The sequence below is a fragment of the Formosa sejongensis genome (genome assembly GCF_033447105.1).
In the GTDB taxonomy this organism is placed as follows: Bacteria; Bacteroidota; Bacteroidia; order Flavobacteriales; family Flavobacteriaceae; genus Formosa.
The window spans coordinates 14,646-28,279 of the sequence record NZ_JAWQUN010000014.1 but is presented as its reverse complement, the minus strand read 5'-3'; the positions used below and the strand labels follow the sequence as shown (position 1 = coordinate 28,279).

Here is a 13,634-nt window from a genome sequence, read left to right as displayed (position 1 = left end):
TTTTATTTGTTTAGATTTTTTACTCTTTTTAATTTCCAATATGCAGTAACAAAATAGGTAACGGTACATACAAATGCATAGCGATAAAATATTTCACGATTTTCAAAGTACACACTTTCATTAGCACTACCAAATAATACAATAGTCGCAAGGATTAAGGTTATTATTAAGGCAATCATAGATACAGCTGTTAATACTTTTGAAAACACAGAAGAATCTTTTATATGATCTGTTTCTTGCTTCGCTTTTTCATCTTGATACTTTACAATATTTTCACTACGTATTTTCTCTTTTAACTCTTCTACTGGATATGATTCTTTAGCGCCATATCTAGATGCTATTAATGTATAAACGATAATAGTAAAAATCCAAGTAGGTATGAATAGATAAAAGAAAGACATCACATTAAGCAAGTTTAAACCGAACCCAAATACCAATCCTAATCCCCAAGATACTATGGCAGGCGTGCTAAATGTCAGATTTTTATAATGCGACCAATACCTCGTGAATCCAATTCTAGGAAATATTTGATGTTCTGCAAATACAATAGCACCCACTGGTACAACTAACAATCCAGCGTACGTTAATAAGGGTAAAATTTGACCAAAAACAAAAGGAAAACATGCAACAATCATAGTCACAATTCCTACAACAATAGTTGTTTTTTTTCGTGAATGACTTTTAAAAATGGCCTGTGCAGCTAATCCTGCTCTATATAAATTAGTAATAGCTGTAGTCCAACCCGCAACAATTACAATTACAAATCCCGACCAACCCAATGCATAATACGCAACATCTCCTGGATCAAGCGCTACAATAGGTTTCCCGATTATAACAGCAGCACCGGCACCCATAATTCCAGCAGAAATCCATGCTACATAATGTCCAAACATCATCCCCGTACTAGTTGTTAATCCGTAAGATTTCTTTTTCGCAAAACGCAATAAAGCCATATCTATCAAACCAAAATGCGTAATGGTATTCGCAGCCCAGGCAAAACCAATAACTTCTACTAGCCCTATTCCTGGCTCACCATCACTATTAATCCCTGTCCAAATAGAATGATTTCCTAACGTTACAAAATCACTCCAACTGCTAGGCATCGTTTCGCCCAATTCTACAATAGATAATGCTGGTAGAAGCACAAAGGCACCACTAATAAACATAACAAATAACCACGGCGCACAAATTCCAGAAAATTCGGAAACAGCTTTAAAACCATATATGGCAATAGAAACGACTACCAAACCCACACATAATACGATGAATACAAACCAAAGGTTAGTTGGGTACCAATCCAGTTGCGCAGGAATATTAAAAGCAAAACGAACAGCTGTAGCCGAAACGGTAATCATAGCTGCAGATATTACAGTAAAAATGATTACGTTAGCCCAATTATAGAGCTTCGTCATTGAATCTCCAGCAATTTTATTTAAATACGTATATAAACTCAATCTGGTGTCGACTGCAATTGGAGAAGTAATAAAGGTCCAACTTAAAACAGCAAGAATATTTCCTATTAATAACCCTAAAAGGATGTCTTTTGTTTTTGCACCCAAAGCGACAAAGGTTGCTCCTATTACAAATTCGGTAGCAGCAACATGTTCGGCAGCATATAAGCCTGCAAAATGAGTCCAATCATGCAGTTTATGTTTAGACACTGGTAATTGCTCTTCGTCTAGGTTTTCGAACTCTTGAAAATTATTGGTTGTTTTCATATTCAGATAGTTTTGTTGTTTGTTGTAAATAGTATTAAAAAAACTCAAAAAAAATAAATTTTAATCTGTAATATTCTACAAACGTCATTTTTACGCTTTTAACGAGATTTCAAAGTTATTCAAAAAAATCAAATATCAAAATAAATCTGTAAAATATTCTATATTAACTCATTTACATACAAATATATGCTAAATTACCTTTCGAAGTATTCCTAAAACACTAGATAATTGTTAAAAAATAAAATGTATTTATTACGTTTAATTTTACAAACTTGAAGATTAATTTATTAAATTAGCCTTTTAAACTAGCTTATGGAATCACAAAAAATAAGAAATGTATCTGTAGATTGCGTTGTTTTTGGATATAATACAATCGAAAAAACACTCAATGTTTTACTTATAAAGCGTTATTTGGAATTAGGAATAGATCCAAAAATAATTGTAGACGACTATGTTTTAACAGGTTACCACGTTAACAATAATGAAACATTAGACGACACTGCAACTAGGGCATTAAAAGAATTGACCGGATTAACGGGTTTATACAAGAAACAATTTAGGGCTTTTGGAGATCCTAACCGATTATTAAACGAGAAAGATCTGATTTGGATTAAAAATGAAGACTTTAATACCAGAACAGTAACAATCGCCTATTATTTTTTAATAAAAACTGAAGCTGTTAATCTCTTAGAAAACAAATACAATGCAAAATGGTTTCCTATTAGTGCATTACCAGAAGTTGGTTTCGATCACAAAAGCATCATTTTAGAAGCTTATGAGGATTTAAAAATAAAATGTCTTTCTGAACCTATAATCTTTGAATTATTACCTCATAAATTTACTATAAATGAAGTTCAGGATTTATACGAATCTATTTTAGGAATTGAAATTGACAATCGTAATTTTAGACGGAAATTAATAAACAAAAAGTACATCATTCCTTTAGACGAAAAACAAGTAGGAGTTTCAAAAAAACCTGCACAACTTTATATGTTTAGCAAAGATGTATATGAAAAGATGTTCGAGAAAAATTATTTGATTAGCATGTAAGCACGGACCCTCTTTTAACTCAACGAACCTTACACCACATTCAAGTAATTTAGAAAAACAAGATATATAAAACGAAAAAAGCTTTGCAGTTACTGCAAAGCTTTTTTTTCGTCGGGGTGGCAGGATTCGAACCTGCGGCCTCCACGTCCCAAACGTGGCGCGATAACCGGGCTACGCTACACCCCGAGGTGTATGTTTATCTTTAAATTCCCGATATTAATATTTAAAGACTTTAATTAGCGGAGAGACAGGGACTCGAACCCTGGCGACACTTACGCGTCGACAGATTAGCAATCTGCTCCATTACCACTCTGGCACCTCTCCTAAAAACTATGAACGTTGCAATAATTTTGCGAGTGCAAAAATAGGACTTGTTATTAAATATTACAACCTTTTTTGAACTTTTTTTATAAAAATTATTCAGGGTATTCTATTCGCAAGTGGTAAATGTTTGCTAACTTGAGTTTTAGCACTTTTTTTATGGACTGAATATCTTTAAACGTAATATTAGAATTTAAAAATTGTCCCTCGTCCATCTGCTTATCTATAATACTTTCTACAAAAGCATCTATTTTTGTAGACGTTGGTTCTTTTAAACTTTTCGATGCAGCTTCCACACTATCACACATCATTAAAATAGCAGTTTCTTTACTAAAGGGCTTCGGACCTAAATATCTAAAATCATCAATATTTACATCATCTGGATGCGATTTCTTTTCCATCATATAAAAATAATACACCACACTAGTTCCATGATGCGTTCTTATAAAATCGATAACACGGTCTGGTAATTTGTTCTTTTTCCCTATTTCAATCCCATTTAAAACATGATCTACAATAATTTTAGCACTTTCCTTAGGCGCTAATTCATCATGCGGATTTATGCCTGTAGATTGGTTTTCGGTGAAATATGTCGGGTTTTTCATTTTACCAATATCATGATATAATGCCCCTACACGCATTAGCATACTGTTAGCTCCAATTTCATTTGCACAAGCTTCAGCTAAATTGGCTACGTTTAACGAATGATGAAATGTTCCGGGTGCCTTTTCAGCTAATTCCTTTAACAACTTCGTATTTGTATCTGTAAGCTCCAACAGAGAAACATCAGACACCAATCCAAACATTTTTTCATAGGCATAAATTAAAGGCTGAACAAACAACGTTGCCAATCCACATAAAATAAACATTAAAAACGTTTCCCATTTTAAATTATCTATACTTCCTTCATGGATTACGAAAAACGCAAAATAAGCAATGATGTAAACAACAGTAATTTGACCTACCGAAATAAATAAATTAGCTCGCTTGTATAATTCTGAAACCGTTAAAATAGTAACAATTCCTGCTATAATCTGAAGGAACATATACTCGTAACTATTCGGAACAATAGATCCCAATAACAACATCGTAACCACATGTGTAAAGAGTCCTAATCTGGCATCGAAAAATGCTTTTAAAACCAACGGAAGGATACAAATAGGTACCACGTAAATGTAATGCGCATTATAATTTACAACCAACGAGGTTATAAAAACCATAAACAATACATTAAAGAAAATAAACGTTACTTTATTATTATTCTCGAAAACATCGCGTCTGTATTTTCTTAAAAACAGTAACAACATAAGCAACGCAAGGGACACTAACACTGTATAAGCAAAAACAATCCAGTTGTAATTTGAAGCGTTCCAAACCTGCGATTCGTATTCAGACTCTAACGATTTTAAGACTTGAAATTTATCACCTTCAACCACTTCTCCTTTAGAAATAAGAAGTGTTTCCTTTTCTACACTACCTCTTGTATAAGATATTTTATTTAATTCTTCCTCTAAAGCACGTTCTGTAAATTCCTTATTGTAAGTTAAGTTTGGCTGAATAACATCGTAGAAAACGGACAAAAATAATTTCTCATAATTGCTTAGCTTATGATCGCCTAAAGTTTTAATCAATAGTGGCTTTATATTTTCTTGCTTGACGAGGTTTGAATATTCAGCATTTACCTTTTCAACACGGTTTTCTAATAAAACAACCGTACTTTTTGCATTGAAACTGTAATCTTCATGAAGCACTCCATAATGATAAAAATAATTAAGAATCTTTGTGCCTTCATCAAACAACGCTTTTGAATCTCGACCAGGAATAGTGTCGGGAACAGTTTTCTTAAAGGTGATTTCAAAATCTTTAAAAACCTGTTCTTTTATACCGCTATCAATATCAAAATAACGAATTGCATCAGAAGTCACGACTTGCTTTTCAGTCGAAATTTCTTCATTACTTTTTTTAATCGCAAAATTAAAAGGCGCATATAAATTTTCAGATTGCCAAGGTTTTCCTTTTTCAAAATCGTATTTAAATCGCCCGCTTTTAGGAAACAAATACACAATTAAAAATGTGGTGCATATAAAAAGCAATACTTTATATAACAAGGTATGGTTCCTGTATAGGGTATTTACAAAGTCTTTCATAAATGGAATTAAGTAAATCAAATGTAATAAAAATTAAAGCGTTTTAACAGGTTTATAAGTGAGGAATCCTTCTTAAATCCTATTAATTTCATTAATTTCGCAACAATAAATCGTAAATGTGTTGTTATGAGTAAAGAAGTCGTTATTGTTTCTGCTGCGAGAACTCCAATCGGAAGTTTTCTAGGTTCACTTTCTACAATTCCTGCCCCTAAATTAGGTGCTGTAGCCATTAAAGGTGCGCTCGATAAAATAAATCTTGATGCTAATTTAGTCGACGAAGTTTTTATGGGACATGTGGTTCAAGCTGGTACCGGACAAGCGCCTGCAAAACAAGCGGCCATTTACGCAGGAATTCCGAATACGGTTCCTTGTACAACAGTAAATAAAGTATGTGCTTCTGGCATGAAAGCGATTATGATGGCGGCTCAATCTATTGCTTTAGGCGATGCCGAAATTGTTGTTGCTGGTGGTATGGAAAACATGAGTATGATTCCACATTATATGCACGCAAGAACAGGTACAAAATTTGGACCTGCAACTCTAATGGACGGTCTGCAAAAAGACGGTTTAATGGATGCCTATAATGACAATGCAATGGGTGTTTGTGCTGATGCTTGTGCGACAGAGTATAAGTTTTCTCGCGAAGATCAAGATGCATATGCAATGCAATCTTATTCACGGTCTGCTGCTGCTTGGGAGGCTGGAAAATTCGATAATGAAGTGGTTCCTGTAGAAGTACCTCAGCGTCGTGGCGAACCTGTTATCTTTAGTCAAGATGAAGAATTCAAGAATGTGAAGTTAGATAAAATCCCATCGCTTCGTCCTGCGTTTAGCAAAGACGGAACGGTAACAGCTGCTAATGCATCGACTATAAACGATGGTGCTGGAGCTGTAATTTTAATGAGCAGAGACAAAGCAGAATCCTTAGGTTTGAAACCTTTAGCAATTATAAAAAGTTATGCTGATGCTTCATTAGCACCAGAACGGTTTACTACGGCTCCTGCAAAAGCATTACCAAAAGCCTTAGACAAAGCGGGCATAAAACTTGAAGATGTAGATTTCTTCGAATTTAATGAAGCATTTTCTGTAGTCGGCTTAGCCAACATGAAAATTTTAGGTTTAACAGATGCCAATGTAAACGTTAACGGAGGTGCTGTTTCTTTGGGTCATCCATTAGGATGTTCTGGAGTTCGTATTATTATTACACTTTTAAATGTTCTAGAACAAAACAACGCTAAACTTGGTGCTGCTGCGATTTGCAATGGTGGTGGCGGAGCTTCGGCAATGGTGTTGGAACGCCTTTAATTGAAAATATCTTTTTTAAAAACTCATTAAATTCTATATTTAGAGCAAAATTCAATAGTTAATTAATGCAATACGGCGTTTGTAATTTAAGCATTGTCCCTTTAAGAATTGAACCAGCTGATGCTTCTGAACTTATTTCACAAGTACTCTATGGCGAACATTTTAAGGTGTTAGAACAACGAAAAAACTGGAGTAAAATCCGATTGGCTTTCGATACTTATGAAGGTTGGATAGACAACAAACAATATGTTGAAATTTCAGAAGAAATTTATATCGGATTGGATTCTGAACAGCCTAAACTCGCTACCGATTTAGTCGAATTTGTTAACGATGCAAACGACCAACTCTACCCTATTCCATTAGGTTCTACTTTAAATAGCTTACACATTTTAAAGCACACGCACGACGGAGATGTATCTAATAAAATTCAACCAAAAACCAATCTTATAAATACCGCATTTATGTATTTAAATGCGCCTTATTTATGGGGTGGAAAAACACCTTTTGGGATTGATTGTTCGGGGTTTACACAAATGGTTTATAAACTAAATGGATATAAAATTCTAAGAGATGCTTCGCAACAAGCCACACAAGGCGAACCTCTAAGTTTTATTGAAGAAAGTGAAGCTGGTGATTTGGCTTTTTTTGATAATAATGACGGACAAATTGTTCATGTAGGAATTATTATGAATGACAATTATATTATACACGCCCACGGAAAAATAAGAATAGACAGATTAGACCATTCCGGAATTTATAATGCAGATAGAAATATGCATACCCATAAATTACGTGTCATTAAAAAAATTATTTAGAAATGTAGGCAAATTAACCGCTCAGGGATCGTTAATTCAGTAACTATACATCTGCTAATTAGTAAAAAAAACATAAAAGCTAGTCATTTAAATGACTAGCTTTTATGTTTTAGAATGATAAGAACTCTCTAGGTAAGGCATTAAAACCAACTTCATTAACGGCTTCTTCTACAAACCGGACTTCAATCATTTTGGATACACTAACCTTAAATTGTTTAGGAAAAATAATATCCATAAACTCAATAGATTCTACCCCATCAATCGCCATAACCGCTTGCTTAACTTTAATTACATCCTTATGCTCCGAAGCATTTGTTGTAAAAGTTCGCGGATGATCCTCAGGTATTACATTATCTAATAAGATTTCCATGAATTGTTTTTGATTATTAAAATATTAATACGCTCGCAAATTAACATTAAAAATTAAAACACAAGCAGATAATCGTTAGATTTTATTTTTTCGAGCATTAAATTATTCTTAAAAAAAGAATCAAGAAATTATATTAAAAGAAATCGGAACCTTATTTTAATCTATGATTTTATCATTTTCACCACAACTTAACATTACTTTATCATAAAGTGAATTCTTAATTACTCTCCTTAAACTTAACCAATATCCATCCTTATTTGGTTATCCATTTCAAGAAACAGAACATAAGCTTTTGGAGTTATTCCATACAATTCTATAAGTAGTTTTAAATATAATGACACTTTATATTTAAATGAAATGAAAAGTTTTTATATCCGTTAAATTACCACACAAGCAGTACACGCACTTGCTTTGTGTCTCAATACAATGAAAACGTCATGCTTAACTCATTTCAGCATGACGTTTAATTATAAGTACTTAAACAAGTTTAGTATATCGAATATTTCATGACTTTTTATCGTCTCTTTTATAGTTAATTAATATTAGCTGTTCTTAATCGCAAGGCATTTGCAATAACAGAAACCGAACTAAAACTCATTGCCAAAGCTGCAATCATAGGTGATAATAATATACCGAAAAACGGATACAATACACCTGCTGCAATCGGCACTCCAACAGAATTATAGACTAAGGCAAAAAACAAATTCTGTTTAATATTTTTCATCACTTTTTCACTCAACTTTCGCGCTTTTACAATTCCATGTAAATCACCTTTTACTAAAGTAATAGACGCACTTTCTATCGCTACATCTGTTCCTGTTCCCATGGCAATTCCTACATCACTTTTTGCTAACGCAGGTGCGTCGTTCACACCATCTCCAGCCATAGCCACTTTTTTACCTTCATTTTGATAGCGCTCTACTTCACTTAATTTATCTTGTGGTAACATTCCGCCTTTAAAATGTTTCAGACCTAATTCTTCTGCAACAGCTGCGGCTGTTTCGTGATTGTCTCCAGAAAGCATTACTACATCTATGCCTGAATCCTGTAATTCTTTTATAGCTTGTTTACTCGTCGGTTTTATTTTATCTGCAATAACTACAAAACCAACTGCAGTTTTATTAACCGACAAAAACGATACTGTTTTTCCTTTCTTTTGCTCACTCAAAGCTGCGTGTTCTAGGTCTGCTGAAACGGATACGTTTGCGTCTTCCATCATCTTAGCATTTCCTAAAGCAAGCTGTTTTCCATCGACAACACCTGTTACACCTTTTCCGGAAACGGAGTTGAAATCTTTAATTTTCAGAAAACTGATATTCTGTTCTTTTGCATATTTTACGGTGGCTTCTGCTAACGGATGTTCACTCAGCATATTTATAGAAGCTATATATTGGAGTATTGTATTTTCGTCGAAGTTGCTTGACACAGATTCGACCTTTTCAACTGAAGGTTTCCCTTCTGTAATGGTTCCTGTTTTATCAATAATTAGCACTTCTATTTTATCCATTTTCTCTAAGGCTTCTGCATTTTTAATCAGCACGCCATTTTGGGCACCTTTACCTACACCAACCATAACAGACATTGGCGTTGCTAACCCCAAAGCACACGGACACGCAATAATTAACACTGCAATAGCATTTATAAACGCAAATGCATATTTTGGATCTGGACCAAATATCACCCATAAAATGAATGTTAGGATAGAAACACCCACAACAACGGGCACAAAATAACCTGAAATTTTATCGGCCAATTTTTGAATCGGTGCTTGGCTTCGGCTTGCGGTATTTACCATTTCGATAATTTGAGACAGCAAGGTATCTTCTCCTACTTTTTCGGCAGTCATAATAAAAGACTGTTTCCCATTAATAGTTCCTGCTCTCACCGTATCGCCCTCCGTTTTCCTAACAGGAATAGGCTCTCCCGTAATCATAGATTCATCTACACTACTTTCACCTTCATAAACAGAACCATCTACAGGTATTTTATCTCCTGGTTTAACACGTAACAAATCTCCTAAAACAATATCATCTATAGCAATAATATCTTCCTTACCATCTTTAACACGAATGGCTTCATTGGGTGCTAATTTCAAGAGTGCTTTAACGGCATCGTTCGTTTTATTATGAGCTCTAGCTTCTAAAACTTGCCCCATTAACACCAAAGTTAAAATGACAGTTGCAGCTTCAAAATACACATGTACAGTACCAGAATCCGTTTTAAATTGATCTGGAATAACATCAGGAAACAACAAACCAAACACACTGAATAACCAAGCAATTCCTGCACCTATTCCTATTAAGGTGAACATATTTAAGTTCCAAGTTTTTATACTTTTATAAGCACGTTCAAAGAACATCCAAGTCGCATAAAACACAACAGGAATAGAAAATGCAAACTGCACCCAATTCCAATATTTTAAAGGCATAATGTTATATAAAGGATTGCCTTCAATCATTTCGGACATGGCGATTATAAAAATAGGAATGGTAAATCCTGCTGCTATTTTTAGTTTTCTTATTAGCTTTTTATAGGCTTGCTCTTCTGGAGAAGCTTCAGGTTTTAAAGGCACTAAATCCATCCCACAAATAGGACAATCTCCAGGCGCATCTTTAATAATTTCTGGATGCATCGGACAAGTATATTCCGTTTTTGTTGCTTTTAAACTTTGCTCTTTCACTAAATCCATCCCACAAACTGGACAATCGCCATGTGCATTATACGTCTTTTCGCCTTCGCAATGCATCGGACAATAATATGTTCCCGCGCCTGTATCTTTTGCTTTTTTTATAGGCAACTCGTGTTCTTTGACGACTAACGGATGAATAGTATAGGTATCGCCATCTGCTTTTAATGCTTTCTGAAAGGTTTCTAATGGAATATCATGCTTCATTTCAATAGTCGCTTCAGACTTTTCTAAATCTACCGCTGCTTTTGAAACGCCTTCAACCGCGCTAAGAATCTTTTCCACATGACCACGACAACCGTTACACGTCATGCCATCAATATGAAACGTATGAGACATCAAACCAGTTGATTCTTTCTTTGAACAACATCCAGAAGCAACTGTTCTGCTTTCAATATTTTCGTTATCAGAATCTAAACTCCTCCCCTTTGGGGAGGCTGGGCGGGGATTTATACTATATCTCCCACCATCTGCTTTTAATGCTTGCTGAAATATTTCTATTGGAATATGATGTTCCATGTCTATTGTAGCTTCCGATTTCTCTAAATCTACCGATACTTTTAAAACGCCTTCAACCTGACTTAAAATAGTTTCTACGTGACCACGACAACCGTTACACGTCATGCCATCAATATGAAACGTATGAGACATCAAACCAGTTGATTCTTTCTTTGAACAACATCCAGAAGCAACTGTTCTGCTTTCAATATTTTCGTTATCAGAATCTAAACTCCTCCCCTTTGGGGAGGCTGGGCGGGGATTTATACTATATCTCCCACCATCTGCTTTTAATGCTTGTTGAAATATTTCTATCGGAATATGATATTCCATATCTATTGTAGCTTCCGATTTCTCTAAATCTACCGATGCTTTAGAAACGCCTTCAACCTGACTTAACACAGTTTCTACGTGACCACGACAACCATTACAAGTCATTCCATCAATATGAAACGTATGAGACATCAATCCAGTTGATTCTTTCTTTGAACAACATTCAGAAGCATCTGTTCTGCTTTCAAAATTTTCGTTATCGGAATCTAAACTCATCCCCTTTGGTGAAGTTGGCCGGGGATTTATACTATATCTCCCACCATCTGCTTTTAATGCTTGCTGAAATATTTCTATTGGAATATGATGTTCCATGTCTATTGTAGCTTCCGATTTCTCTAAATCTACCGATACTTTTAAAACGCCTTCAACCTGACTTAAAATAGTTTCTACGTGACCACGACAACCGTTACACGTCATGCCATGAATATGATACGTATAAGACAATTTTTGAGGCTCAGCTTTAGAAGAACAACAACCAGAAACTTTACTTACATTTTTTTCTATGTCAGAATCTAAACTCCTCCCCTTTGGGGAGGCTGAGCGGGGATTTATACCATATCTCCCACCATCTGCTTTTAATGCTTGTTGAAATATTTCTATTGGAATATGATATTCCATGTCTATTGTAGCTTCCGATTTCTCTAAATCTACAGCTGCTTTTAAAACGCCTTCAACCTGACTTAAAATAGTTTCTACATGACCACGACAGCCATTACAAGTCATTCCAGATATTATATATTTGTGTTTCATAATCGTTTATTTACCTTACAAAATTACTGTTAAAAGACGAATTTGATTTACACAATTCGGGGATATCCTTATACTATTTTGTCTAGAGTTTTTCTATCCCATTGTTGCAATGCTTTAAATGCACTCATAGACAACCCTGTATTATTTTTAAACTGACTCGCTAAATGGCTGCTACTAGTATATCCTAAAACATGAGCGATTTCTGTAAACTGCAATTGCCCCAATTGTATGAGTTCCTTCACCTTTTCAATTTTCAATTGAATGAAATATTTTTCGATGGTGATCCCCATAGTTTTACTAAACAATTTACTAATAACCGAATAATCTTTTGGGATGCGCGTGGTTAACACTTCAGAAATAGTCATGGTGACTTCAAGCGGAGTGTCTAACGCTTCTATAAGTGTCGTTTTAACATGCTCGATAATAATATCATCTTCACTTTTAATTAATTCAAAACCTTTTTCATGAAGATTCTTTTTTAATTTAGCATAGGTTTCTGTATCAATCTCTTCAATAACAACATCACCTAAAGTCAATCCATACAAAGGAATATCCATAGCAGCAAGCAGTTCTGTCACGGACTGTTTACAGCGTTCGCAAACCATGTTTTTTATAAAAATATGTTGTTCCATAAAACGGTTCGTTTGTATAAATTATCTTTGTATTTTGTATTAATTTAAGGTGCTTTGTACAAGACCACAATGCAACATTTTATCTCCGTAATACGGATTATTAATCTGCTTTTCTATAGCAAACCAATTTGCACCTCCGCTTAACGCCATTGGGCAATTTTGCTCATAGATTTCACCCGACGATAAACTAGCTACTAAAATCGGTTTTAATAGCGTTGTTAAATCAGAAAACTGCTCACGCTGTTTCGCTATATCCGGTTCTGAAGCTATGACTACAGCCAATGCTTTAATCTCCGAATTTTCGGTAGTGTTTGCTATCATTTCTGCACCTTTTTTTGCTTCTATGGCATCTGTTTTTACTAGTGCATTTTTTAAATATAAATAGTGTTGAAACGTGGCCGCTACAGTTGCATCTTTAAACTCTGGATTCGCTTGTTGTATTTCGACTACTGTTATATCGTCCTGTTCTATTATCGTTTCCGTTTCTTTAGCGTCTCCTTTACAAGATACTACAGAAATTAAAACAATTCCTAACACCGTTAAACTGATAATTTGTTTTGCATTTTTCATAATTATATTTTTTCTTATTTACTTAAATATTTAATGACATTTAGTTGAGAATAACACTTTTTAATAGCTTCAGTCTAATTAATCTCAAAATTCTAATTACAAGTCCCGAATTTACAAAACATGATTAAAACCGGTAACTCTAATTTCTTAATTTCTCTTTAAAATAGTTTCCGAATCTTTAGCCTGTTCTAAATTTTTAGATAATATTTCACAATTACACCATCCTATTTCACTCTAGCTCAAACCTTTATCCGAAACCATTTTTAAAGTATTTTTCTTTTCAATATAACAGATTTTAAGCTCCTGTTTTTTAAGATTATATTACTTGATTATCGACTTATAACTTTTATTAAATATTGAAAAAGGAACCACATAAGGCCATTTTGTTTTACTGTTTTATGGTCGGCACTACATCCTGTTTTTGTAATTAATTATTTTA

The 13,634-nt window shown here is 34.3% G+C and carries 9 protein-coding genes and 2 tRNA genes; 3 read left to right on the top strand and 8 right to left on the bottom strand.

Going from position 1 to position 13,634, the window contains the following annotated elements; genetic code table 11:
* Positions 1 to 2 precede the first annotated feature (2 nt).
* Positions 3 to 1,718: a purine-cytosine permease family protein gene (locus R6X41_RS13200; RefSeq protein WP_318500810.1), complete on the bottom strand. Its 1,716-nt coding sequence runs from the start codon at positions 1,716 to 1,718 to the stop codon at positions 3 to 5.
* Between the two features lie 312 nt (positions 1,719 to 2,030).
* Between R6X41_RS13200 and R6X41_RS13195 the strand changes: the two genes are divergently transcribed.
* A complete protein-coding gene (locus R6X41_RS13195; protein ID WP_318500809.1) occupies positions 2,031 to 2,768 on the top strand; it encodes an NUDIX hydrolase in 738 nt (245 codons plus the stop codon).
* 111 nt (positions 2,769 to 2,879) lie between these two features.
* Here R6X41_RS13195 and R6X41_RS13190 read toward each other — a convergent pair.
* The 3 genes from R6X41_RS13190 to R6X41_RS13180 form a co-directional block, all read right to left on the bottom strand.
* Positions 2,880 to 2,954: transfer RNA gene (locus R6X41_RS13190), tRNA-Pro, on the bottom strand.
* 54 nt (positions 2,955 to 3,008) lie between these two features.
* A tRNA-Ser gene (locus tag R6X41_RS13185) sits at positions 3,009 to 3,092 on the bottom strand.
* 92 nt (positions 3,093 to 3,184) lie between these two features.
* The gene (locus tag R6X41_RS13180; RefSeq protein WP_318500808.1) at positions 3,185 to 5,236 is read right to left on the bottom strand and encodes an HD family phosphohydrolase; all 2,052 of its coding nucleotides are present in this window, start codon (positions 5,234 to 5,236) and stop codon (positions 3,185 to 3,187) included.
* A 126-nt stretch (positions 5,237 to 5,362) separates the two neighbouring features.
* Here R6X41_RS13180 and R6X41_RS13175 point away from each other — a divergent pair, with 126 nt between their 5' ends.
* Complete coding sequence (locus R6X41_RS13175; RefSeq protein WP_318500807.1) at positions 5,363 to 6,541, top strand: acetyl-CoA C-acyltransferase; 1,179 nt, start codon at positions 5,363 to 5,365, stop codon at positions 6,539 to 6,541.
* Between the two features lie 65 nt (positions 6,542 to 6,606).
* Positions 6,607 to 7,356: a C40 family peptidase gene (locus R6X41_RS13170; RefSeq protein WP_318500806.1), complete on the top strand. Its 750-nt coding sequence runs from the start codon at positions 6,607 to 6,609 to the stop codon at positions 7,354 to 7,356.
* Positions 7,357 to 7,465: 109 nt separating this feature from the next.
* On the opposite strand, the gene R6X41_RS13165 is transcribed toward R6X41_RS13170, so the two are convergent.
* The 4 genes from R6X41_RS13165 to R6X41_RS13150 all read right to left on the bottom strand — a co-directional run bounded on the left by R6X41_RS13165 (position 7,466) and on the right by R6X41_RS13150 (position 13,195).
* Positions 7,466 to 7,726: a hypothetical protein gene (locus R6X41_RS13165; RefSeq protein WP_318500805.1), complete on the bottom strand. Its 261-nt coding sequence runs from the start codon at positions 7,724 to 7,726 to the stop codon at positions 7,466 to 7,468.
* Positions 7,727 to 8,258: 532 nt separating this feature from the next.
* On the bottom strand, positions 8,259 to 11,993 hold the full coding sequence (locus tag R6X41_RS13160; RefSeq protein WP_318500804.1) for a heavy metal translocating P-type ATPase: 3,735 nt from the start codon (positions 11,991 to 11,993) through the stop codon (positions 8,259 to 8,261).
* A gap of 68 nt (positions 11,994 to 12,061) precedes the next feature.
* The gene (locus tag R6X41_RS13155) at positions 12,062 to 12,625 is read right to left on the bottom strand and encodes a helix-turn-helix domain-containing protein (protein WP_318500803.1); all 564 of its coding nucleotides are present in this window, start codon (positions 12,623 to 12,625) and stop codon (positions 12,062 to 12,064) included.
* A gap of 39 nt (positions 12,626 to 12,664) precedes the next feature.
* Positions 12,665 to 13,195: a DUF3347 domain-containing protein gene (locus R6X41_RS13150; protein ID WP_318500802.1), complete on the bottom strand. Its 531-nt coding sequence runs from the start codon at positions 13,193 to 13,195 to the stop codon at positions 12,665 to 12,667.
* Positions 13,196 to 13,634 lie beyond the last annotated feature (439 nt).